We start from the raw sequence: 22265 nt of genomic DNA on the forward strand, positions 1-22265 counted from the left end.
TCTGTGCGCAGAGTCTTTTTTGAGCCGAAACAATCTGCCACACTAATGAGAATACTTATCAACACTATTGCTATTTGCCAGGGACGGCTTCGGGGAGAGCCAGATTCATGCCGGGGCATCAACTGCAAAGCCGTATGCGTTTTTCACCTGGTCTTCTGGCCATGGCCGTCTGCATCGCAAGCACTCAGGCAGCCATTGCCGCCGAAACCCAATCTACCCAAGCCCCATCCGGACAACCATCCGCCACGCTGGAACTGGGCGCCACCAATATCACCAGTGAACAGCTGGGTACCACTACCGAAGGCACCGGGTCCTACACCACCGGCGCCATGCAGACCGCAACCAAGTTGCCACTGACCATGCGCGAAACCCCGCAGGCAGTGACGGTCATTACGCGCCAGCGCATGGATGACCAGGCCATGACCAGCGTCAACGATGTGGTCAAGAACACGCCCGGCCTGTTTCTCAGCCAGGCCAGCGGACCCGGCCGCCAGACTTACAGTTCTCGCGGCTTCGATATCGACAACATCATGTATGACGGCCTGCCAAGCGCCTATTCGGGCTGGACCATGGGCGTGCAGCCGAACCTGGCGATGTTTGATCGCGTGGAGGTGATTCGCGGCGCCACCGGCCTGGTCACCGGCGCTGGCAACCCTTCGGCGGCCATCAACATGGTGCGCAAGCGCCCCACTGCCGACCAACAGGTCACCCTGACCGGTGCCGCCGGTAGCTGGGATGATTACCGCGGCGAATTCGATGCTTCCAGCCCGCTGAACGATAGCGGCACCCTGCGCGGGCGAGTGGTGGGCTCCTATCGCGATGCCAACAGCTTTCGCGACAAGGAAGAAAGCGATCACGGCCTGTTCTACGGGATCGTGGAAGCCGACCTGAGCGACAGCACCACCGCGAGCATGGGCTTCTCCCGTCAGGAAGACCAGACCAACTTCTTCTGGGGCGGCTTGCCCATCGGCACCGACGGCCACCACCTGAATCTGCCCCGCTCCACCTACCCCGGCACCGATTGGGAAAACAAGAAGCTGCGTGTCGACACCGTGTTCGGTGACGTGGAACATCGTTTCGACAACGATTGGAAACTGCACGTAGCAGGCTCCACCTCGACTCTGGACGGCCTGTTCTCGGGTACTTACCTGTCGCGCTACAACGGCCCGATGCAGACCACCGCCTATCAATCGAGGCAAGACGAAAAGCAAAGCGCTTTTGACACCTATGCCAGCGGCCCGGTCGAAGCCCTCGGTCGCACCCATGAAGTAGTGGTCGGCGCCAGTAAGCGCATCTACGACAACACCACCAAGGATTACAGCCCTTACGACACCGGATTGCCGATCGGCGCACCGAAACCGGACTTCGTGCGCGACGGTAAAAGCCACACCATCACCACCCAGGACGCTGTCTACCTGACGACCCGATTGAGCCTGGCCGACCCGCTCACACTGATACTCGGCGGCCGCCTGGACTGGTATGACTCCGATGACCGCGCAGGCAACAACGACTACAAGGTTACCCGCAACCTCACGCGCTACGCCGGCCTGATCTACAAGCTTGATGATCACCATTCCGTGTACGCCAGCTACACCGACATATTCACGCCGCAATCAAACCAGGACCTCTCCGGAAAAATTCTGGACCCGATCGTGGGGGAAAACTACGAAATCGGCATCAAGGGCGAGTACTTCAACGGTGCCCTCAACGCCAGCCTGGCGGTGTTCCAGACCGACCAGAAAAACCGCGCCACCGAAGCGGCTACCCAGCTTGGCTGCCCGGTGCTCACCTGCTACGAAGCGTCCGGCCTGGTCCGCAGTCAAGGGATCGATATGGAGCTGCAAGGCGCGCTCACCGAGAACTGGCAAGTCGGTGCCGGCTACACCTACACCCGGGCCCACTTCATCAAGGACACCAACCCGGCCAACAACAAACAGCGTTTCGACCCCGACACGCCTGAGCATCTGTTCAAAGTCTCGACCGTTTACCACCTCCAGGGCCCTCTGGAAAAACTCCGTATCGGTGGCAACGTCTATTGGCAGAGCCGCATGTACAACGACGTGGCCGTGGCCGATAGCACCTATCGCCTCGAACAAGGCAGCTACGCCGTCGCCGACCTGATGGCGGGTTATCAGGTCAACAAGCATCTGGACCTGCAACTGAACGCCAACAACATCTTCGACCGCGTCTATTACGCAGCGATTGGCACCAGCCCTACCTGGGGGTCTACCGAAACCTACGGCAACCCACGCAGCTATGGATTGACGGCGAAGTACAGCTTCTAAACGTGACTGGCACCGCTGCTACACACTCTGTAGCAGCGGTTCTGCGCAACAGCCGCTGGCCGAGCAACTCTTCAAGCCTGCGAATCTGAGTGCTCAATGCCGATTGTGCCGGAACTACCGGCCAGCAGACGGTTGTGGACTGCCGTTCCGCCGTTGCCACTCGTCAACGACATCGCCCATGGTCTTGGGGATATCGTTGCCAATCCACGCCATGAACGCCCGGTCGAACTTGAACCCTGCGCCGCAGTGTTCAAGCATGAAGCGGCGCACATTCTGGGTGTTTTTATAGTGTTTGGAGACCGCGGTATCGCGAGTGATAGAGCTGCTGTGCCAGTCAAAATCCATCTTTTTTCCCTGCTACGTCCTGAGTCGGGCAATCATAGCGCGCCGCAAGCCAGCGGATTAAACAAGGAGATAAAAACATGGACAGTCCGGATGAACCCGTATTGGCTCGCTATAGAAAGTACCTGAAGATCGAGGCGGCGCTGCTGATCGCCGGCATGCTGGGCGCGTTCATCCTGAACGGCTATGCCCACCTGGAAAAATACTACCTGGTACTGGACGTGCCCATTGACCGCTTGAACTTCAGCGCGCAAAAACTGGCCGTTTATGGTGGCGCTGGGCTGAGTTCAGTCATCGCGGCCATCCTGTTCATGATTGCTCTGGTATTTGCCATGACGATGCTCATCGCCCTGAGCGAAAAACCCGGCAGACAACCTCCACCGGCCAGAACCTTGCCCACATGGATCGACAACCGACGTCGACGCGCCAGCGAATTGAGCACACCTTTCAAGCTCCTTGGGGTGTGTGTCGCCCTCGCCGCCGTGGCTTACTCCGCCTGGTACTTCACCGTCAGCGTCCCTTTGGAGTCGGGTAAAAATGCAGCCCTAGAAACAGCAAAAGAATGCCAGGAACGCACGCTGACCTTCAGTAACCTGGACCGTTACACCGCCTGCCAGGTAGCGGAATCAGACGACATGTTCTACCTGCTCAAACGCGAACCGGGAGACCCGTCGGGCCAGTCCTTCCACACGCTGCAAGTGCCCAAGGCCGGGCTAATCAAAAGCGAGGGGCAGACGCAGTTCGTGAAGGACACGCCTTAACCCCACGCTACGACGGCCTCAGCTATTTTGGCAGGCGTTGTCAGTGATCTGAAGCGCACGTGCATATCGACGAACGCGAAACTCCGGGCAGTGAACAGCGTTTCCACGGGGCGTTTAGGGACTTATACTGCCAATCTGTTATTCCTATCTGCGCTTCAACATCCACGAGACTGAACATGGACATTCACTCGATACTGACCTACTCCCTCGTCGCCGGCATTGCCATCGCCAGCCCTGGCCCGGCGACTCTAATGGCGCTCAATAACAGCCTCACTTACGGAGCCAAATCCACCTTGTGGTCTTCCCTGGGCAATGTCAGCGGACTGTTTTGCATATCAGCGGCGGCGATGTTGGGGCTGGGAGCACTGATCGTCAGTTCCGAGTGGATCTTCAGTGCCGTGAAGATCTTGGGTGCCGGCTATCTGTTTTACCTGGGGGCGAAGAATCTGTTGAAGACAAACTCGACGCTTTCAGATAACCCGCAAGTCCCGATGCGTGTCAGCAGCCCGTCACCCATGAAGTTGTTCAAGTCAGCCTTTTTAACCGCCGCCACCAACCCTAAAGCGGTGCTGTTCTTCACCGCGCTGTTCCCGCAATTCATTGACCGGCACTCGACCCTGGTGCCGCAGTTTCTGGTTTTGACCCTGATCTTCATGACGCTGTCGGCGCTGTCGTTGACCCTGTACGCCCTGCTCGCCTCCCAAACCAAAGGCCTGCTGGCCCGGCCGGAGTTTTCGAAATGGGTTAATCGCGTGATCGGCTCCACCTTTATCTTTTTCGGGACGATGCTGTTGACGATACGCCGGCAGACGGCCTAGTACGCCTGCACCAACCGCCGCACCTTTACCAGCGCCTCTCGCAATGCAGCCATGCCCACCGACCCCAGCGCCAGGCGTAGTGCATGGGGCACATGGGCCGAGATCGCAAACGGCTCGGCCGTCGACACCGAGATATTTTCGCGCATCAGCGCCATGGCGATCTGGTCGGCCCGCGCGTCTTCCGGCAGTGGCAGCCACAGAAAATACGAGGACGGATGACTAACGTAATGCAGGTCGCCCAATACTTCGGCGGCCAAGGCTTGCCGGGCCTGGGCATCCTGGCGCTTATGCGTTTCAAGCTGGGCGACGGTGCCGTCATCAATCCAGGCGGCAGCAATGGCCGTCATCACCCCTGGGGTATTCCAGACGGTGGCCATGAGGGTGCGTTCCAGAGCAGACACCCACTGCGCAGGCGTACTGACAAACCCGATCCGCAAACCGGTGGCCACGCTCTTGGACAGCCCTGAGACATACACCGTTCTTTCCGGTGCCAACTGCGCCAGTGGCGGCGGCGCATCCTCCACCAGAAATGCGTAGGCCGCATCCTCGATGAGGATCAAATCATGCTCGCGAGCGATAGCTACCAGTTGCTGACGCGGCTCGACCCCCATCACCCAACCCAGCGGATTATGCAGGGTCGGCATGCTGTACACGGCTCGCACTGAGCGGGTGCGGCAAAGCTTTTCCAGGGCGACAAGATCAGGCCCCGTCGCAGTGACTGGTATGGCCACGACTTCAAGGTGCAGTGTCTCGGCCAGCACCTTAAAGCCCGAGTAGGTCAACGCATCCACCGCCACCACATCACCGGGCTTGAGCAACGCCATCATCGCCACCGCCAGCCCATGTTGGGCACCGCTGACGATCAGCACCTGCTCGGCGGCAACGGTCAGCCCTCGGCTGCGCAGATGACGCGCCATCGCTGCCCGCTCATGCGGCCGCCCGCCATGGGGCTGGTAGCGCAACAGGGATTCCAGGTCGCCGGACAGCGCCAACTGACGCAACGCCGTGCGCAGCAGATCGGCCTGGCCGGGTACCGACGGATAGTTGAAGTTGAGGTCGATCATGCCCGCTGCCACGGCGACCTGGCCAATGCCCTGCCCCGGCGACAGCGATATCTCCCGGACAAAGGTGCCGCGCCCGGTTTCGCCGCTGACCAGGCCCATGGACTCAAGTTCGGTATACACCCGGCTCGCCGTGACCAAGGCCAATCCATGGCTGGCAGCCAACTGCCGATGTGTCGGCAAGCGGGTGCCAGGCGCCAGGAGCCCGCTGCGGATATCCCTGGCAAACGTATCGACCAACGACTTATAACGAGCGCGAGGCATAGGTGATGTATCCATGACAATTTTTTGATTGTCTTAATCTTCGATCATAGGATGCACTGAATGCAACCCACCTATCGAGCGCAACTCCCATGGAACGTACCTCTCACCTGAGCACCGCTGAACACAGCACCCGCGGCTGGATCAACGGCTTTATCGGCGTGCTGATCTTCAGCGGTTCGCTGCCGGCGACGCGGGTGGCGGTGCTGGAGTTCGATCCGGTGTTTCTGACCGTCGCCCGAGCGACCATCGCCGCCCTGCTTGGGCTGTGCCTGCTCTGGCTGTTCAAGGAAAAGCGCCCTGCGCGTAGCCAATTAATGCCACTGGTCATCGTCGCCCTGGGCGTGGTGATAGGTTTCCCGCTGCTGACAGCCCTGGCGTTGCAGTACGTGACCTCCGCCCATTCCATCGTTTTTATCGGCCTGCTGCCCCTGGCCACCGCCGTATTCGGCGTGCTGCGCGGCGGCGAACGGCCGCGACCGGTGTTCTGGTTATTCTCGATACTGGGCAGCCTGCTGGTGATGGGTTACGCCGTGTCCCAAGGGCTCAGCGCGGCACCCATCGGCGACCTGCTGATGCTGTTGGCGGTACTGGCCTGCGGGCTGGGTTATGCCGAAGGGGCGAAGCTGTCCAAAACCCTGGGCGGCTGGCAGGTGATTTGCTGGGCACTGGTACTGTCGCTGCCGGTGGTAGCGCCACTGACCGCCGTGCTGGCACCCGACTCATTCTCGGGCATCAGCCTGCCGGCCTGGCTCAGCCTGGGCTATGTGTCGCTGTTCAGCATGCTGATTGGCTTTGTATTCTGGTATCGCGGGCTGGCCCAGGGTGGCATCGCTGCGGTGGGGCAGTTGCAGTTGCTGCAACCGTTCTTCGGCCTGGCGCTGGCGGCCACCTTGCTCCATGAGCAGGTCAGCCTGGGCATGCTGGGAGTGACAGTGGCGGTGATTGTGTGCGTGGCCGGGGCGAAGAAGTTTGCCCGCTAGCTCAGGTTGCTGGATTTATTCCAGTGCCTGGCATTAGGCTCGTCGGATGATGGGAGTCACATTCACCCACAAAAACAAGGAACCACGATGCACACCCCTTCCCTGCAAGACACCACCGCGCCGGACGGCGTCTGTTATGGCTGCGGCGCCAGCAACCCACACGGGCTGCACGTCAAGAGCCGTTGGGACGAAGACGGCGTCCACGTCATCGCCGAACACCAGCCCGACGCCAAATACTGCGGCTGGCCAGACCTGGTCTACGGCGGGTTGATCGCCATGCTGGTGGACTGTCATTCCAACTGGACCGCCATGGCCTATCACTACCAGGCTGAACATCGCGCCCCAGGCAGCCTGCCGCGCATCGACTGCGTGACCGGCAACCTCGGCATCAAGTTCATCAAACCGACTCCCATGGGCGTGCCACTGACCTTGCGGGCCAAAGTCGAAGGCGAAGTCGGGCGCAAGAGCCGGGTGGTCTGCGAGGTGTATGCCGATGGCGTGCTGACGGCGATTGGTGACTCAATCTTCGTGCAGGTCGATACCGGACAGTTGGCAACTGCGGCCCATGCTCGGCAAGCCTGATAGTGGTCTACATTCAATGCCATCTGCTGAACGGTCCCTGTGAAGAGGAATGCACCGATGACTCGTCTGACCGCCAAAGACTTTGCCCCTGAACTGCTGGAGCTCTACGACGGCTACGCCCACGGCAAGATCAACCGGCGAGAGTTTCTCGACCGTGCGGCGCTGTTCACCTTCGGCGGGTTGACCGCGTCGGCCCTGCTCGCCTCCCTGAGTCCCAATTACGCCCTGGCCGAGCAGGTTAAATTCACTGACCCGGACATCGTCGCCGACTACATCACCTACCCCTCACCCAAGGGCAATGGCGAGGTCCGCGGCTACCTGGTTCGCCCGGCAAAAACCACCGGTAAGCTTGCGGCTGTGGTGGTCGTGCATGAAAACCGTGGGCTAAACCCCTACATCGAAGACGTCGCCCGGCGCTTGGCCAAGGCCGGGTTTATCGCCTTGGCACCTGATGGACTGACCTCGGTAGGCGGTTATCCCGGCAACGACGAAAAAGGCGTGGCGCTGCAACAAACCGTCGACCCGACCAAACTGATGAACGACTTCTTCGCCGCCATCGAATGGTTGATGAACCATGACACCAGCACCGGCAAGGTCGGCATTACCGGCTTCTGTTATGGCGGCGGCGTGACCAATGCGGCGGCCGTGGCCTATCCGGAACTGGGGGCAGCGGTGTCGTTTTATGGCCGCCAGCCGCAGGCGAAGGATGTGCCCAACATCAAGGCGCCGATCATGTTGCACTTCGGCGAACTGGATACGCGGATCAATGAGGGTTGGCCAGCCTATGAAACAGCCTTGAAAGCGGCCGGCACGAACTATGAAGCCTTTATCTACAAGGGCGCCAACCATGGCTTTCATAACGACTCCACGCCCAGGTATGACGAAGCAGCCGCGAACCTGGCCTGGGAGCGGACCTTGGGGTGGTTTCGCAAGTACCTGGTTTAGGCTCAATCAGATGCTGACACAGAATCTGTGGCAGGCAGGCTTGTTGTGGCGAGCGGGCTTGCCCGCGTTGGGGCGCGAAGCGGCCCTAAAACCGGACACCTAGTTCTGTCTAAAGGAATGCAGTGACCTTACTGGGGCCGCTTCGCAGCCCAACGCGGGCAAGCCCGCTCGCCACAACAAGCACGCTCGCCATAAAAATTGCTCTGGGGTCCCTATAGTGGCGCCTCTACCACCTCCTGCAACCATTCCTTGAACGCCAGCATCGCCGACGTCTCGGCCCGTGACTGCAAGCGCGTCAGCCAGTAACTGCCCGTGGTGATCCCCACCTCGAACGGCTGCTGGATCGCATCCGTGACCAGTAGCCTGGAAAACATCATCGCCGGGGCAAGGGCCACACCGACACCTTGCAGCGCAGCCTCCATCATCGCCAATGAGGAATCGAAGACGACGCTACGAGGTACTAACGTGTCGGCAGGCAATCCCGCCGCCTGGAACCACTGAGTCCATTCGTCGGCACGATAAGAGCGCAGTAAGGTGTGCTTCAACAGGTCTGCGGGCGTGTGTAATTGCCGAGCGATCTGCGGTACGCACAGCACCGTGAGCGGCGCCTCCAGCAACTCAACCGCGTCGGTACCGTGCCAGGCACCTGCACCGAAGCGGATCGCGTAGTCCAGGCCTTCGGCGGCAACATCGACGCGGTTGTTGTGGGTAGACAAGCGCAGGTCGATAAACGGGTAGCGTGCCTGAAAATCCCCCAGGCGCGGCAGCAGCCAGCCCACGGCAAAGGTACCCACCGCGCCCACCGTCAACACTTCGCGATAATGCCCGCCTTCGAACTGGCCGAGGGTGTGGGCGATACGGTCGAAGGATTCGCGCAGCACCGGCAACAGGGTTTCGCCTTCACGGGTGAGCATCAGGCCACGGGGCAGGCGTTTGAACAGGATGACATTGAGCTGCGCCTCCAGGCTTTTCACCTGATGGCTGACCGCCGCCTGAGTCACGCACAACTCGATGGCGGCGCGGGTAAAACTCAAATGCCGTGCCGAGGCTTCAAAGGCTCGCAGGGCATTGAGGGGCAGATGAGAACGAAGCATGACTTAACCCCAAATTTTTCTAATGGCTGATGCGAGATATCATCGTTTGTCGATCGGGGGGAAAGTGCCTAGATTTGCAGCGCCTGCGCAGGTAGCAGTATTCAAGTTCAACCTCATGGAAGCGACACAATCATGTACGAAAAGACTTTGTTTCGGATGCACAACGTCGCGATCTTCGCCTTATTGCTCGGCGCAGGCAACTGCATGGCCGCCACCGATCTGCGCAAGGTGGTGGATGACACCATTGAACCGCTGATGCGGCAACAGGCTATCCCTGGCCTGTCAGTGGCCATCGTGCAGAACGGCAAGGCTCAATACTTTAACTACGGCGTTGCGTCAAAAGACGGCCAGCAACCGGTGACCGAAAACACCCTGTTTGAAATCGGCTCGGTCAGCAAAACCTTCACCGCGACCCTGGCCGGCTACGCCCAGGCCACCGGAAAACTGAAGCTGTCGGCTCCGGCCAGCCAGTACTTACCAGCCTTGCGCGGTAGCAAATTTGACCACATCAGCGTCCTCAACCTGGGGACTTATACCGCTGGCGGCCTGCCGTTGCAGTTTCCTCGCGATGCCGACAACGCCGACCGGATGATCAGCTACTTCCAGCACTGGAAGCCCGATTTCACCCCTGGCACCCACCGCCTGTACTCCAACCCCAGCCTGGGTCTGTTCGGTTATTTGGCAGCGCAAAGCCTGGGGCAGCCGTTCGACCGGCTGATGGAACAGACCCTGTTCCCGAAGCTGGGCCTCAAGCACACCTACATCACCGTGCCCAAGGCGCAAATGAACCTGTACGCCCAAGGCTATGGCAAGGACGACAAGCCGGTGCGCGTCGGCCCTGGCGCGCTGGACAGCGAAGCCTATGGCATGAAAACCAGCCCATCGGACCTGATCCACTACGTCGGTGTGAATATGCACCCGGCCAATCTGGAAAAACCGCTGCAACAGGCCATCGCCGCCACCCACACCGGTTTCTATACCGTCGACGGCACCACCCAAGGCCTGGGCTGGGAGATGTACCCCTACCCGATCACACTGGACGCCTTGCTCGCCGGCAACTCGACAGCCATGATCCTGGAACCTCATAAGGTCAACTGGCTGACACCGCCGCAGCCCCCTCGGGCCGACACACTGGTCAACAAGACCGGTTCCACCAGTGGCTTCGGCGCCTACGTGGCTTATGTCCCAAGCAAAGGCATCGGCATCGTGATCCTGGCGAACAAGAACTACCCGAATGCGGAACGGGTGAAGGCGGCCCACGCTATCTTGAAGGCGCTGGACCAATAAGCCCCGACGAAGCAGTCGTAAACCTGATACCTCGGTGTGTCAGATACACCGTGCACGCCGACAGCTTGCTACGCAATGCCAGCCTCAACGATGTGTAGATACCTATGCCGCGATGAGGGCGTGTCAATCGCCAGATGTACTGACTGACATACCGCCATCGCGGGCAAGCCCGACGCCCACACTGTTTTTTGGTGCGCTCTGGATCGGGTTTACATCCCCAACCATCCCGGCAACGCCAGTGAAATAAACGGCACATAGGTCACAAGAATCAGGAACGCCAGCAGGATCATCAACCACGGCAACGCCGCGCGAATAGTCTCGCCCAGGGTCAATCCGGTCACCGCTGAGGTCACGAACAGGTTCAGGCCCACCGGTGGATGTACCAGGCCGATTTCCATGTTCACCACCATCACGATTCCCAGGTGAATCGGGTCGATACCCAGCTTCATCGCAATGGGGAAGAAGATCGGCGCCAGGATCAGCACGATGGCCGACGGTTCCATAAAGCTGCCCGCCACCAGCAACACCACGTTGACCATCATCAAGAAGCCAATTGGCGTCAGTCCTTCGGAGATCACCCAGGCAGTGATTTCCTGGGGAATCTGTTCGGTGGTCAGCACATGGGCGAAGAGCATGGCGTTGGCGATGATAAACATCAGCATGATCGCCAGGCGTCCAGACTCCACCAGCACTTTCGGGCAGTCCTTAAGCTTCATGTCCTTGTAGACGAACAGCGCGACAAACGCCGAATACACCGCCGCCACCGCCGCGGCTTCTGTCGGGGTGAACATACCGCTGTAGATCCCGCCAAGGATGATCACCAACAGCAGCAGGCCCCAGAATGCCCGGCGCGCGCAGGTCAGCCACTCACGGAAGGTCGCCCGTGGCTGCGCTGGCAGCTTCTTGATACGCGCGACGATGTAGATCGCGATCATCAGCATCAGGCCCAACAACAACCCCGAAATCACACCGGCCATGAATAGCTTGCCCACCGAGGTCTCGGTTGCCGCCGAGTACACCACCATTACGATGGACGGCGGAATCAGGATGCCCAGGGTGCCCGCGTTGCAGATAATCCCGGCACCGAATTCCTTCGGATAACCCGAACGCACCATGCCCGCCACCGCAATCGAACCCACTGCCGCCACCGTCGCTGGCGATGAACCGGACAACGCTGCAAACAGCATGCACGCCAGTACCGCAGCAATCGCCAAACCGCCACGGATGTGGCCGACGCAGGCGTTGGCAAAATCGATCAGCCGTTGCGCCACGCCACCAGTGGTCATGAATGCGCCAGACAGCAGGAAAAACGGAATCGCCAGGAAGGTGTAGGCATCCGAGGTTTCAAACAGCTTGATCGCCAGCGAACTGACCGAATCCGGACTGAACATCAGGATCGATACCGCCCCCGACAAGCCCAGGGCAATGGCAATCGGCACACCCAGAAACATGAACACAAACAGCAGCAAAAACAGACAAAGAACGGCCATCAGTGACGCTCCTCATGGCGGCTAGCCAACTTGCTGGCTTCACCGGCTTCATCCGCCAGCCCCAACCCGACCTGACGGTGGGTGAACAGTCGGTAGAAAATTTCCAGGTAGCGAATCAGCACCAGGGCAAAACCGATGGGCACGATCAGTACGATATGACCGACATCGATTCCGAACTTATCCAGGTCTTCGGCGCCGATATGCGCGTTCATCACCGCACTCATCCACTTGTAACTGGCAACCATGAACAGCCCCGCGTAGGCCAGGCAGCACAAGCAGGCGAGCATGCCCAGCAGGCGCTGGACCCGGCGCGGCGTCAGTTTGACCAATGCATCGACGCCCAGGTGGCCAGCAGTACGCACGCCATAGGAGATGCCGAAAAAAATCAGCCAGCCAAACATGGCTTTGGTCAGCGCCACGCTCCAGGTCATGTCCTGGGCCCAGGTCATGGTGCCGTCGCCCAAGGCGTTGAAGAAGTTGCTGCTGATCGCCCACTTGTCTGCCAGGGCGAAGAACAGGGTGTAGGTGTTGTTGAGCATGACGTAGACAAACGTCACCAGGGTCATGGCGGCCAGCAGGAAGGCGATAAACCCTTCCTCCAGGTGCTCCCAGACGCGCCTTAGCGATTGCATGGCAAAACCTCGCGAAACTGGAGGGGAAATGACGGTAAGGCTCAACATCGCGTAGCCGCTGTCGAGCCCCCGACGAGGCAGCGTTCGGCGGAGTATCAGGTACACCGCAGACGCAGCCTCGCCGGAGCTCGACAGCTGCTAAGAAGGTTGTACCTTCACGTGGCCATTATTGGTTGGACTCGTCCGCCGCCTTGATCAGGTTGGCACCGATTTCATCTTCAAACTTCTGCCACACCGGGCGCATGGCCTCGCGCCACAGCTGGCGCTGCTCGGGGGTCAGTTCGATGATTTCGCTGGTTTTGGAATCGATGATCTTCTGCTTGGCCGACTGGTTCAGCGCTTCGGCCTGCTTGTTCACCTCGACGGTGACTTCGACCATGATCTTGTCCAGCTCAGTGCGCACATCCGGCGGCAGACCGTTCCAGAACGTGGCGTTGGTGATCACCATGTAGTCGATCAGGCCATGGTTGGACTCGGTGAAGTATTTCTGCACCTCGTTGACCTTCTGGCTTTCATAGTTCGACCAGGTGTTCTCGGTGCCATTGACAGTGCCGGTCTGCAAGCCCTGGTACACCTCGGCAAAACTCATCTTGCGCGGGTTGGCGCGGATGGCCTTGAACTGCTCTTCCAGCACGCTTGAAGCTTGCACGCGAAACTTCAGGCCGCGGGCGTCCTTGGGTTCATGCAGGGCCTTGTTCGCCGACAGCTGCTTGAGGCCGTTGTGCCAATAAGCAAGACCCAGGATGTTCTTGTCCTGCATCGCGCTCAGCAGTTCCTTGCCCTGGGCGGCCTGGAAACGGTCGACAGCGGCGAGGTCGCTGAACAGGAACGGCAAGTCGTAGATCTGCACTTTCTTGGTGTATTGCTCGAACTTGGCCAGGGATGGTGCAAGCATCTGAACATCACCCAAAAGCAGTGCTTCCATCTCCTTGCCGTCACCGAACAGCGACGAGTTCGGGTAGACATCAACCTTGACCTTGCCCGGCAGGCGCTCTTCGGTGAGTTTCTTGAACAGCAGCGCGCCCTGGCCCTTGGGGGTATTTTCGGCAACGACGTGGGCGAACTTGATGACGATGGGGTCGGCCGCATGGGCCAGGCCCGCAGCACACAAGGAAGCGGCGCAGAACAGCGCTCGGGAAAGCTTGAGCATGGAAATCACCTTCTTATTGTTGTGTTATAGGGCAAGGTGCCTGATGTCACGCGTATAGAGAATTTCGATTTTTTGATACCTGCGTTCGGTGTGGACGAACGCTAAAGCTGTGCAGCCAACAACCGCTGCGCCCGCAGCAATACCGGCGCATCCACCATCTGCCCATCAATCTGATAGGCCCCTGCCCCGTGGCTCCCCGCATCCACCACTCTTTGAGCCCAGACCAAATCTTCAGCGCTGGGGGCCAGGGCCTGGTGGATCACGGCCACTTGCTTGGGATGGATACACAGCGCCCCGGCAAAGCCCATTTCGTAGGCATGGCGGATCGAACGGCGCAGGCCATCGGGGTCGTCGATGGCCGGGTGTACGCCGTCCAACGGCGCCACAAGGCAGGCGGCGCGCGAGTGCACGATCAGCGCCAGGCGGGCTTGGTCCAACGCAAACTCGGCGGCCCTGGAGTTGCTGCTCAGGTTCAGGTCCAGCGCCAGGTCAAGGCCGCCAAACGACAGTCGCTCAACCTGTGGCGCATGGGCGATTTCAGCCACCGCCAGCAAACCCCGCGCACTTTCGATAATGGGCCAAATCACTTTGCCGGTGGCCGCCACGAAGGCCACCTGCGCAGCGCTTTCGACTTTCGGTAACAGCACCCCGGCGACACCGCGATGGGCTTTGCAGAACGCCAGATCCGCCGCATGTTCAGGGTGGCCCGGGGCGTTGACGCGTACCCAGACACGCGCCTCTGGCGTGCCTTGCAAAAATACCCCGAGGTTGTCCCGGGCCTGACGCTTGAGAGGTTCTTCCACCGCGTCTTCAAAATCGACGATCACCGCGTCGGCGCCGCTGGCCAGGGCCTTGGAAAACCGCTCAGGGCGGCTGCCCGGAACGAACAGCGCGGAGCGCACAATTGGGTTTGGCATGGATCAATTCCTTATTAGATGACGCCGCGTGTGCGCAGGGCTTCGATGGCTTCGGTGGAGTAGCCCAACTGGCCCAGAATCCCCTGATTGTGTTGCCCCAGCCCTGGCACGCTATCCATGCGCGGGGTAAACGCGCTGTTGCGGGCCGGTGGCAACAGCGACGGCAACGGGCCCGCCGGGCTGTCAACTTGGCGCCAACTGTCACGGGCCTTGAGTTGCGGGTGGTCCCACACGCCCTGCATGTCATTGACTCGGGCACTGGCGATCTGCGCATCTTCCAGGCGCTGGATCACCGCTTCGGCACTCAGCTGCGAGAAGCTGTCAACGATGATCTGGCGCAGCACTTCGCGGTTGGCCGAGCGCTTGAAGTTGGCCGAGAAACGTTCGTCAGCGACCAGCGCCGGGGTCAGCAGGACCTTGTCGCAAAATGCCGCCCACTCGCGCTCATTCTGCAGGCCGAGCATCACCGTGCCGCCGTCACCCGTGGGGAACGGCCCATACGGGTAAATCGTCGAGTGGGCCGCACCGGCGCGCGGTGGCTGGGGCGCACCGTCAAAGGCGTAATACATCGGGTACCCCATCCACTCCACCAGGCTTTCCAGCATGCTGACGTCGATGCGGCTGCCCTGCCCAGTCTGGCTCCGTAACAGCAGTGCCGAAAGAATCCCACTGTAGGCGTACATGCCGGCGGAAATGTCTGCGATGGAGCAACCGGCCTTGGCCATCTGGTCGTCGCCAGGGCCACCGGTCACAGAGAGGAAGCCGCCTTCGCTCTGGATCAGCAGGTCATAGGCTTTCTTTTTCTCGTAAGGGCCGCCCTCGCCGTAGCCGGAGATGTCGCAAACGATCAGCCGTGGAAAGCGCTCGTGCAGCGCTTCGAATGACAGCCCCATACGCGCCGCTGCACCCGGTGCGAGGTTTTGCACCAGCACATCAGCATCGGCCAACAGGGTTTCCAGAATGGCACCCGCCTCATCCTGCTTGAGGTCCAGGGTCAGGCTTTCCTTGGAGCGGTTGGTCCAGACGAAGTGCGAGGCCAGGCCACGTACCCGTTCGTCGTAGCCACGGGCGAAGTCACCGGCGCCAGGGCGTTCGACCTTGATCACCCGCGCGCCAAGGTCGGCCAATTGACGGGTGCAAAACGGCGCGGCAATCGCGTGTTCAAGGCTGACAACGGTTATGCCGTCCAGCGGTCGTTGATTAACAGTCATGACAATTCCTCAGAGCCAGTGATCCATGGACACCGCATTGCGCAAATCCCAGACCTTGCGGACCAGCTCGTCGGCCTGCGACGGCGTGCGGGCGCCACTGAATTGCGCCAGGCGCTGGAATTTTTCGGCCAGTTCCTCGCGGCTCAGAGTGTTGCCCGGGTCGCCCTTGGGTTCGTCGATGGCGCCGCTTAATACGCGACCATCAACCGTGGTGACAATGACCCGGCCCAGCCAGCGCCGGGGATAAGCGGCGTCGACTTCCGCGTCCAGGGTCATGCTGACCTTGTCGCTAAAGGCCGACACGCTTGCATCGTGCAGCGCCAATTCGTGGAACTCGGTCAAACCGGCCTTGCCATGCACGGCGATCAGGCCCAACACGGTGCCCATGGAAAACTTGGCCTGATGCACCGTCTGCGGCACTTTTACCCGTCCCAACACGTCGATGGCGGCTTGGTGGACACGGGTTTGCACACGGCTGATCTGTTCATGAGTGAGGCCTTCGCGCCGCATCAATTCCAGCAACGCATCAGCCGCCGGATGAGTGTGGCGGCAAGAAGCGTGGAACTTGAACGAGGTTTCCAGTAATGCCCAGCGACTGCCCAGGCGATCAGACAACTGCCGTGGGTCAGCATCGCTGGACATGCCCGCAGCCAGGCCCTGGTCACCCTCCAAAATATTGCGCGCACCAGTCAGCCCGTCCGCCGTTAAATAGGCGGCGAGCAATCCGTCGGCCGCAGCCTTGGCGGTGTGCAATTGCTTGGAGTCGGCGGCATCGCGCAAGAACTCCCAAAGGCCAGCCGCCTGGGTGCCGGCACTGCCCAGCAGGTTGATGAACTGTTCTTCGTTAAAGTCCATTAACTTGCCCACCGCCACCGCTGCCGCGAGGGTGCCGACAGTGGCGGTGGTGTGGAAGATCCGGTAATGGGAACGGCCCATGAACTCGCCGATGCGAATCCCCGCTTCGTAGCCGGCCACCGAGGCCAACAGCAGTTCAGGGCCTGATTTACCCAGATCCTGGGCCGCGGCCAATACCGCCGAAAACACCACGGTGGCCGGGTGCAGCACCGAGCTGTTGTGCAGGTCATCCTGCTCCACCAGGTGCGACGATGCACCGTTCACCAGGGCGGCGAAATAAGCACTGCTACTGCCACCATTGACGATGACCTGCGCAGCTCCCGTGGCCGGGCCCATCCTTGAAGCGTAACGTTCGAACAACGGGATCGGATGCGCGCCTTTGCTTGCCAGCGCCGAACCGAGCCAGTCTAGAAACAGGTCTTCGGTGCGAGCCAGGACCGCATCCGGCAATTGCTCGTAATTCAGTGCCGCCAGAAAGCGGCAGAGGGCTTGGGTATGGCTCATGGTCAGGCCCTCAGAAGCTACGTGGCAGTTCGAGCAAATGCTCGGCCACGTAGGACAGGATCAGGTTGGTGGAGATCGGCGCCACCTGGTACAGGCGGGTCTCGCGAAACTTGCGCTCGACGTCGTATTCGCAGGCAAAACCAAAGCCGCCGTGGGTTTGCAGGCAAGCGTTGGCTGCTTCCCACGAGGCTTTGGCCGCCAGGTACTTGGCCATGTTGGCGCTTGCCCCGGCGTTGGCGCCGCTGTCGTACTCCTCACAGGCACGCCAGCGCATCAGGTCTGCCGCTTCGATTTCGATATGGGCTTGGGCAATCGGGAACTGCACACCCTGGTTCTGCCCGATGGGCCGGCCAAACACCACGCGGTCGCGGGCATAAGCACTGGCCTTTTCGATAAACCAGCGGCCGTCGCCGATGCACTCAGCGGCGATCAGGGTGCGCTCGGCGTTGAGGCCGTCGAGGATGTAGCGAAAGCCCTTGCCCTCTTCGCCAATCAGGCTATCAGCGGGTAATTCAAGGTTGTCGAAGAACAGCTCGTTGGTTTCGTGGTTGACCATGTTGGCAATGGGCTGGACCGTCAGGCCGTTGCCAATGGCTTCACGCAGGTCAACGAGGAAAATCGACATGCCTTCGGACTTTTTTTTCACTTCGGCCAGGGGCGTAGTACGCGCCAGCAGGATCATCAGGTCGGAATGCTGGACCCTGGAAATCCACACTTTCTGACCGTTGATCACGTACTTGTCGCCGCGCTTGATGGCGGTGGTCTTGATCTTGGTAGTGTCGGTGCCGGTGGTGGGCTCGGTGACGGCCATCGATTGCAGGCGCAATTCACCGCTGGCCAGCTTGGGCAGGTAGAAACTTTTCTGCGCCTCGCTGCCATGGCGCAGTAAGGTGAACATGTTGTACATCTGGCCGTGGACGGTGCCGGAGTTGCCGCCACAGCGGTTCACTTCTTCGAGGATCACCGACGCTTCGGCCAGGCCCAGGCCCGAGCCGCCGTATTCCACCGGGATCATCGCCGCCAGCCAGCCGGCGTCGGTCAGGGCCTTGACGAAGGCGTCGGGGAAGCCCTTTTCTTCATCGACCTTACGCCAGTAAGCGGCATCGAATTCGGCGCAAAGGGCGCGTACGCCTTCGCGGATGGCATTCAGTTCTTCGCTGTCGTTCGGGTTCATCATGGGGCTCTGCGCCTATTGTTCTTGGAGGTGGTTTATTCGAAATGCAGCTCTGCACGCTGGGCCAGGCCATCGGCGTTACCGGCCCACAGCTCAGCGACACCTTTTGCAGTGATGCGCCCGCCGACTTCAAAGGGTTGCGGCGCAATCAGCGGGCGAACGCCGCGATAAGAAAGCCGGCGCAAGGTCGCGTCGGGGTGGGCACGGCAAAAGGCGCGCAGGCTCAAGGTGGCGATCAGCGGGCCGTGTACCACCAGCCCCGAATAGCCTTCGGTGCCGGTGACATAGGGGTAGTCGTAGTGGATGCGATGGCCGTTGAAGGTCACGGCGCTGTAGCGAAACAGCAGGATGGCCGTCGGGTCGACAGCTTCGCGCCAGTCGCCCTGCGTCAGCGCCTCGCCGCTGCCCTGCTTGGGTGACGTGGGCTCGCGGTAGACGATGTCTTGCTCTTCGCGAATCGCCAGGCGGCCGTCCTGGGTGTAGTCATGGCATACGGTGACAAACAGCAGCGAACCAGTACGGCCGGTTTTTTCTTCCACCTGGGTGATGGTGGACACGCGAGTGGCTGACTCACCGGCGCGCAAGGCATGGAAAAACTCGATACGCCCACCGGCCCACATGCGGTTGCGATTTTCGGCGGGAGGCAGGAAACCACCACGGGCTGGATGACCGTCACCACCCAACGCCGATTCCGGCAACGGGTCCTGGAAAAAGCACCATTGCCATAACGCGGGAACGGAACCACCATCGGCCGGAACCTCCTCGCCCAACGTCGCGGCGATACGTTTGAGCAAGTTGTGGCTCAAGTGGTCGTGGGCTGTTTCGCTACGGCCAATCCAGTCTGTGGCGCTCATCGGGGGGCATGTCCTTGGGCAGGGAATCTGCACCGGATCATGCAAGCCCGTGGTCGTTCCGGGAATTTGCATTTTAATAAAGCAGCGTTCGGCTATGCTGAACGCCAAATCCTCTCCCCAGTAGCAGATGTCGAGTGAAACGAGGCTGCGTCAGCGATGCGTCAGATACACCGCTGACGCTGCCTCGCCGGGGCTCGACAGCTGCTACGAGGAGTCATGATTATTTTCGGGAGCCTTGCATGCACTTCGATCTGACCGACCTGCGCCTGTTTATCCATATCGCCGAGTCCCCAAGCCTCACCCAAGGCGCCAAGCGCGCCTTCCTCTCGCCTGCCGCCGCCAGTGCGCGGATCAAGACCCTGGAAGGCCAGTTGGACACACGGCTGCTGTACCGCGACAGCCGTGGCGTGGAGATCACCCCGGCGGGCGAACGGCTGCTGCACCATGCACGGCTGATCATGCGCCAGGTGGATTACCTGAAAAGCGAGTTCACCCAATACGATATTGATTCGGCCGGGCATATCCGCATCTTTGCCAACACCACAGCGGTGACTGAATTCCTTCCGGAAATCCTCGCCGGCTTCCTGTCTCAGCGCCCTGGCGTGACCGTCGACCTGCAGGAGCGCCTATCCCGTGACATCGTCCGTGGCGTGCTCGACGGCACCAGCGACATGGGCATCATCGCCGGCCCCGTGGAAGCTGCGGGTTTGCAGGTGTTGCACTTCAGCACCGACCACCTGGTGCTGATGGTGCCGGTGGGGCATCCACTGGCGGACAAGTCGTCGGTGACGCTGGAACAAACCCTCGCCTACCAACACATCGGCCTACACGAAGGCAGCACGCTGTTGAGTTTCTTGCGTGAGCATGTCGAGCGCCTCGGCAAGCACTTGTCACTGCGCATCCAGGTGTCGAGCTTCGAGGCTATCTGCCGGATGATCGAGGCTGGCGTGGGCATCGGCATCATTCCCGAGTCTGCTGCCGTTCGGCACAGCCGGACCATGCAGCTGGTGACGGTCAAGCTCGACGAAACCTGGGCCATACGTGAACGCAGTATCCTGGTGCGCGAACTGGAAGCGTTGCCGGGAACCATCAGGGCGTTGATTGCGACATTGATGCCACAGGCGCCCACTTAACAGTCTTTGACAGTTTCCCGACAAAGCTCTCAAAGACTGCTGGACACCCCTTCCCTAGCATTCAAGCATCCAAATTACCTGCTGGGTGCTTGCCATGTTTCGCACATTGCGCAGTCTTCCGCTGCTGGGTTGTCTGCTGGGCAGTATGGGGTGCCACGGACAACCACCGGCTGCGCCGCCGATTCTCAAGGGCGACTACCGCGCAATCATTCGCTACCTGCAAACCCGCATTCCCTGGGAGATGGCTCGCCATAACGTGCCGGGACTCTCCATCGCCCTGGTCAACGGCCAGGAGCTGATCTGGGCCCGTGGCTTCGGCTTTGCCGACAAGGCGCGGGGCGTGCCGGTGTCGCCGAACACGGCGTTCCGCGCCGGGCCACTGTCCAAGCTGATCACCGCCACCGCTGCGTTGCAATTGGTAGAGCAACAGCGGCTGGCCCTCGATGCGCCGATCCAGGACACCCTCAAGGAGTTCCACGTACGTTCGCGCTTTCATGCCGACCAGAGCGCCGCCGACCGCGACATCACTTTGCGCCGTTTGCTCAGCCATCAGTCCGGGCTGCCCAGCGAGCACCTGCGGGACCTGCGCAGCAGCTTCGCCATGAGCCAGATGCCGATGCGCGTCTCGGGGGTCTGGTTGAGTACGCCACCGGGTACCCAGGTGGCCTATTCCAACCTGGGTTATGCGCTGGTGGGCGCGGCCATCGAGCGCAGTGCAGGTCAAGACTTCGAAAACCAGCTGCAACACAGTCTGCTCAAGCCCCTGGAGATGGAGCAATCGAGTTTTGTCGGCACCACCACGCGACAGGTATACCGGGCCCAAGGCTATCAGGACGGCGCCATCAGCCCCGATGCCCAGGTCCGCGACCTAGCCGCCAGCGGCTTGTGGGCCAGCCCCAAGGACCTCAGTCATTACGTGCAGATGCTGTTCGCCCAAGGCACCTACAAAGACAAACGGCTGCTGAGCAGTGCATCGATCAACGAGATGCTCAGCCAGCAAAACACCGGCAACGCCCTGGATTTCGACTGCCAGATCGGCCTGGCCTGGTTTCTCGCGCCCTGTGGCGACGAACCGGTCAGCGCCGGGGTGCGAACCTTCCAGCACAGCGGCGCAAGCGACGACTTCGCCGCCCAGTTGACGATGCTGCCAGACCAGCAATTGGCGGTGATCGTCATGAGCAACGACAGCAACGCCGAAGACATGGTCGCCACCCTCACCACCCAAACCCTGCGCCTGATGCTCCAGGCCCAGAGTGGCGAGGCCATTTGCCCGGCTGATTGCCAGGCGCCCGTCGGCGGCCTTGACCATCGCCACGTACCGGCCGCCATGGACCGCAAGCGACTGGCCGGTTTTTACGCCACGGCCTGGGGCATCTTCCAGATCAAGGAAGAGAACAACCAGCTGTACGGTGAGCTGGCCGACGACCGCTTCGAACTGCTGCGCGACGGCAGCGGCTGGCTGCGGGCACAGAAAAAACTCCTCGGCTTCTGGCTCAAGGACCTGGGTGACCTGGGCCGTGTGCAACTGGACGTAGTGACCCTTCAAGGCCGGCAGATGCTCACCGCCCGCAGCCACGGCCAACTCGTGCCCGTGGGCGAACGCATTGAACCGACGCCGCTGACCGGCGCCTGGGCCAGCACCATCGGCACCTATCAGGTGCTCAGCACCCATGAAGCCGACGCACCGCTCAGTGGCATCAGCGTGCGCCTGGAAGAAGGCTTCCTGGTGATTCGCGGCCAACTGCACGACCAGCCCTTGACCGACTACATCCTGATACCGGTGGACAACGCCCATGCCGTGCTCGCCGGCAACGGCTATGGCCTGGGCGACACCGTAAGCCGCCAGATCAATGGCCTGAGCGCCTCCGGCTACCACTTCAAGCGCACCGATACACCCCACAACCCCTTGAACCTCTAACCCAAAAC

At 60.7% G+C, this 22265-nt stretch carries 21 protein-coding genes; 9 read left to right on the forward strand and 12 right to left on the reverse strand.

Annotation, left to right across the window (positions count from 1 at the left end; genetic code table 11):
- Positions 1-107: 107 nt before the first annotated feature.
- Complete coding sequence (locus FQ182_RS20265) at positions 108-2285, forward strand: TonB-dependent siderophore receptor (protein WP_149414523.1); 2178 nt, start codon at positions 108-110, stop codon at positions 2283-2285.
- On the opposite strand, the gene FQ182_RS31025 is transcribed toward FQ182_RS20265, so the two are convergent.
- Positions 2227-2445 (reverse strand): LysR family transcriptional regulator, encoded by a 219-nt coding sequence (locus FQ182_RS31025; RefSeq protein ID WP_256666345.1) that lies wholly within the window; start codon positions 2443-2445, stop codon positions 2227-2229. The genes FQ182_RS20265 and FQ182_RS31025 overlap by 59 nt on opposite strands.
- Positions 2400-2630: a DUF6434 domain-containing protein gene (locus FQ182_RS20275; RefSeq protein WP_149414522.1), complete on the reverse strand. Its 231-nt coding sequence runs from the start codon at positions 2628-2630 to the stop codon at positions 2400-2402. Before FQ182_RS20275 ends, FQ182_RS31025 begins: the two co-directional genes overlap by 46 nt.
- A 77-nt stretch (positions 2631-2707) precedes the next feature.
- On the opposite strand from FQ182_RS20275, the gene FQ182_RS20280 reads away from it, so the two are divergent.
- Complete coding sequence (locus FQ182_RS20280; protein ID WP_149414521.1) at positions 2708-3388, forward strand: hypothetical protein; 681 nt, start codon at positions 2708-2710, stop codon at positions 3386-3388.
- A 176-nt stretch (positions 3389-3564) separates the two neighbouring features.
- The gene (locus FQ182_RS20285) at positions 3565-4206 is read left to right on the forward strand and encodes a LysE family translocator (protein WP_149414520.1); all 642 of its coding nucleotides are present in this window, start codon (positions 3565-3567) and stop codon (positions 4204-4206) included.
- Here the strand turns inward: FQ182_RS20285 and FQ182_RS20290 are convergent.
- Entirely contained in the window at positions 4203-5531 is a 1329-nt protein-coding gene (locus FQ182_RS20290; RefSeq protein ID WP_149414519.1) for a PLP-dependent aminotransferase family protein, read from the reverse strand. The genes FQ182_RS20285 and FQ182_RS20290 overlap by 4 nt on opposite strands.
- Before the next feature lie 89 nt (positions 5532-5620).
- Between FQ182_RS20290 and FQ182_RS20295 the strand changes: the two genes are divergently transcribed.
- From FQ182_RS20295 to yghX, 3 genes are all read left to right on the forward strand, one after another.
- Positions 5621-6511: a DMT family transporter gene (locus FQ182_RS20295; RefSeq protein WP_149414518.1), complete on the forward strand. Its 891-nt coding sequence runs from the start codon at positions 5621-5623 to the stop codon at positions 6509-6511.
- A gap of 87 nt (positions 6512-6598) precedes the next feature.
- Entirely contained in the window at positions 6599-7093 is a 495-nt protein-coding gene (locus tag FQ182_RS20300; protein ID WP_149414517.1) for a PaaI family thioesterase, read from the forward strand.
- A gap of 57 nt (positions 7094-7150) precedes the next feature.
- Positions 7151-8038: a YghX family hydrolase gene (yghX, locus tag FQ182_RS20305; protein WP_149414516.1), complete on the forward strand. Its 888-nt coding sequence runs from the start codon at positions 7151-7153 to the stop codon at positions 8036-8038.
- A 212-nt stretch (positions 8039-8250) separates the two neighbouring features.
- Here the strand turns inward: yghX and FQ182_RS20310 are convergent, their stop codons facing one another.
- A complete protein-coding gene (locus FQ182_RS20310; RefSeq protein WP_149412354.1) occupies positions 8251-9132 on the reverse strand; it encodes a LysR family transcriptional regulator in 882 nt (293 codons plus the stop codon).
- Between the two features lie 132 nt (positions 9133-9264).
- On the opposite strand from FQ182_RS20310, the gene ampC reads away from it, so the two are divergent.
- Positions 9265-10419 carry a class C beta-lactamase gene (ampC, locus tag FQ182_RS20315; RefSeq protein WP_149412355.1) on the forward strand — a complete coding sequence of 385 codons (1155 nt, stop codon included), beginning with the start codon at positions 9265-9267 and terminating at the stop codon, positions 10417-10419.
- Between the two features lie 209 nt (positions 10420-10628).
- On the opposite strand, the gene dctM is transcribed toward ampC, so the two are convergent.
- The 8 genes from dctM to FQ182_RS20355 all read right to left on the reverse strand — a co-directional run bounded on the left by dctM (position 10629) and on the right by FQ182_RS20355 (position 19206).
- A complete protein-coding gene (gene dctM / locus FQ182_RS20320) occupies positions 10629-11909 on the reverse strand; it encodes a C4-dicarboxylate TRAP transporter large permease protein DctM (RefSeq protein WP_149412356.1) in 1281 nt (426 codons plus the stop codon).
- On the reverse strand, positions 11909-12541 hold the full coding sequence (locus FQ182_RS20325) for a TRAP transporter small permease (RefSeq protein ID WP_149412357.1): 633 nt from the start codon (positions 12539-12541) through the stop codon (positions 11909-11911). Before FQ182_RS20325 ends, dctM begins: the two co-directional genes overlap by 1 nt.
- 166 nt (positions 12542-12707) lie before the next feature.
- Positions 12708-13691 (reverse strand): TRAP transporter substrate-binding protein, encoded by a 984-nt coding sequence (locus FQ182_RS20330; RefSeq protein WP_149412358.1) that lies wholly within the window; start codon positions 13689-13691, stop codon positions 12708-12710.
- Positions 13692-13792: 101 nt separating this feature from the next.
- The gene (locus FQ182_RS20335; protein ID WP_149412359.1) at positions 13793-14608 is read right to left on the reverse strand and encodes a CoA ester lyase; all 816 of its coding nucleotides are present in this window, start codon (positions 14606-14608) and stop codon (positions 13793-13795) included.
- Between the two features lie 14 nt (positions 14609-14622).
- The gene (locus FQ182_RS20340) at positions 14623-15819 is read right to left on the reverse strand and encodes a CaiB/BaiF CoA-transferase family protein (RefSeq protein WP_149412360.1); all 1197 of its coding nucleotides are present in this window, start codon (positions 15817-15819) and stop codon (positions 14623-14625) included.
- Between the two features lie 9 nt (positions 15820-15828).
- The gene (locus tag FQ182_RS20345; protein ID WP_149412361.1) at positions 15829-17178 is read right to left on the reverse strand and encodes an MmgE/PrpD family protein; all 1350 of its coding nucleotides are present in this window, start codon (positions 17176-17178) and stop codon (positions 15829-15831) included.
- 10 nt (positions 17179-17188) lie between these two features.
- Positions 17189-18352, reverse strand: coding sequence for an acyl-CoA dehydrogenase family protein (locus FQ182_RS20350; RefSeq protein ID WP_149412487.1), 1164 nt, complete (start codon positions 18350-18352; stop codon positions 17189-17191).
- A 35-nt stretch (positions 18353-18387) separates the two neighbouring features.
- Positions 18388-19206 (reverse strand): MaoC family dehydratase N-terminal domain-containing protein, encoded by an 819-nt coding sequence (locus tag FQ182_RS20355; protein ID WP_149412362.1) that lies wholly within the window; start codon positions 19204-19206, stop codon positions 18388-18390.
- Between the two features lie 239 nt (positions 19207-19445).
- Here FQ182_RS20355 and FQ182_RS20360 point away from each other — a divergent pair, with 239 nt between their 5' ends.
- Together FQ182_RS20360 and FQ182_RS20365 are read left to right on the forward strand one after the other, a co-directional pair.
- On the forward strand, positions 19446-20339 hold the full coding sequence (locus FQ182_RS20360) for a LysR family transcriptional regulator (protein WP_149412363.1): 894 nt from the start codon (positions 19446-19448) through the stop codon (positions 20337-20339).
- A gap of 94 nt (positions 20340-20433) precedes the next feature.
- A complete protein-coding gene (locus FQ182_RS20365; RefSeq protein WP_149412364.1) occupies positions 20434-22257 on the forward strand; it encodes a serine hydrolase in 1824 nt (607 codons plus the stop codon).
- Positions 22258-22265 lie beyond the last annotated feature (8 nt).

Source organism: Pseudomonas sp. ANT_H4 (assembly GCF_008369295.1).
Lineage (GTDB): Bacteria > Pseudomonadota > Gammaproteobacteria > Pseudomonadales > Pseudomonadaceae > Aquipseudomonas.

Coding starts and splice junctions, on each gene's coding strand:
- FQ182_RS20350 (WP_149412487.1), bottom strand. CDS start 18,352: ATGAACCCGAACGACAGCGAAGAACTGAATGCCATCCGCGAAGGCGTA.
- FQ182_RS20330 (WP_149412358.1), bottom strand. CDS start 13,691: ATGCTCAAGCTTTCCCGAGCGCTGTTCTGCGCCGCTTCCTTGTGTGCT.
- FQ182_RS20300 (WP_149414517.1), top strand. CDS start 6,599: ATGCACACCCCTTCCCTGCAAGACACCACCGCGCCGGACGGCGTCTGT.
- FQ182_RS20325 (WP_149412357.1), bottom strand. CDS start 12,541: ATGCAATCGCTAAGGCGCGTCTGGGAGCACCTGGAGGAAGGGTTTATC.
- yghX (WP_149414516.1), top strand. CDS start 7,151: ATGACTCGTCTGACCGCCAAAGACTTTGCCCCTGAACTGCTGGAGCTC.
- ampC (WP_149412355.1), top strand. CDS start 9,265: ATGTACGAAAAGACTTTGTTTCGGATGCACAACGTCGCGATCTTCGCC.
- FQ182_RS20355 (WP_149412362.1), bottom strand. CDS start 19,206: ATGAGCGCCACAGACTGGATTGGCCGTAGCGAAACAGCCCACGACCAC.
- FQ182_RS20345 (WP_149412361.1), bottom strand. CDS start 17,178: ATGAGCCATACCCAAGCCCTCTGCCGCTTTCTGGCGGCACTGAATTAC.
- FQ182_RS20365 (WP_149412364.1), top strand. CDS start 20,434: ATGTTTCGCACATTGCGCAGTCTTCCGCTGCTGGGTTGTCTGCTGGGC.
- FQ182_RS20280 (WP_149414521.1), top strand. CDS start 2,708: ATGGACAGTCCGGATGAACCCGTATTGGCTCGCTATAGAAAGTACCTG.
- FQ182_RS20295 (WP_149414518.1), top strand. CDS start 5,621: ATGGAACGTACCTCTCACCTGAGCACCGCTGAACACAGCACCCGCGGC.
- FQ182_RS20340 (WP_149412360.1), bottom strand. CDS start 15,819: ATGACTGTTAATCAACGACCGCTGGACGGCATAACCGTTGTCAGCCTT.
- FQ182_RS20310 (WP_149412354.1), bottom strand. CDS start 9,132: ATGCTTCGTTCTCATCTGCCCCTCAATGCCCTGCGAGCCTTTGAAGCC.
- FQ182_RS20335 (WP_149412359.1), bottom strand. CDS start 14,608: ATGCCAAACCCAATTGTGCGCTCCGCGCTGTTCGTTCCGGGCAGCCGC.
- FQ182_RS20360 (WP_149412363.1), top strand. CDS start 19,446: ATGCACTTCGATCTGACCGACCTGCGCCTGTTTATCCATATCGCCGAG.
- FQ182_RS20290 (WP_149414519.1), bottom strand. CDS start 5,531: ATGCCTCGCGCTCGTTATAAGTCGTTGGTCGATACGTTTGCCAGGGAT.
- dctM (WP_149412356.1), bottom strand. CDS start 11,909: ATGGCCGTTCTTTGTCTGTTTTTGCTGCTGTTTGTGTTCATGTTTCTG.
- FQ182_RS20265 (WP_149414523.1), top strand. CDS start 108: ATGCCGGGGCATCAACTGCAAAGCCGTATGCGTTTTTCACCTGGTCTT.
- FQ182_RS20285 (WP_149414520.1), top strand. CDS start 3,565: ATGGACATTCACTCGATACTGACCTACTCCCTCGTCGCCGGCATTGCC.
- FQ182_RS20275 (WP_149414522.1), bottom strand. CDS start 2,630: ATGGATTTTGACTGGCACAGCAGCTCTATCACTCGCGATACCGCGGTC.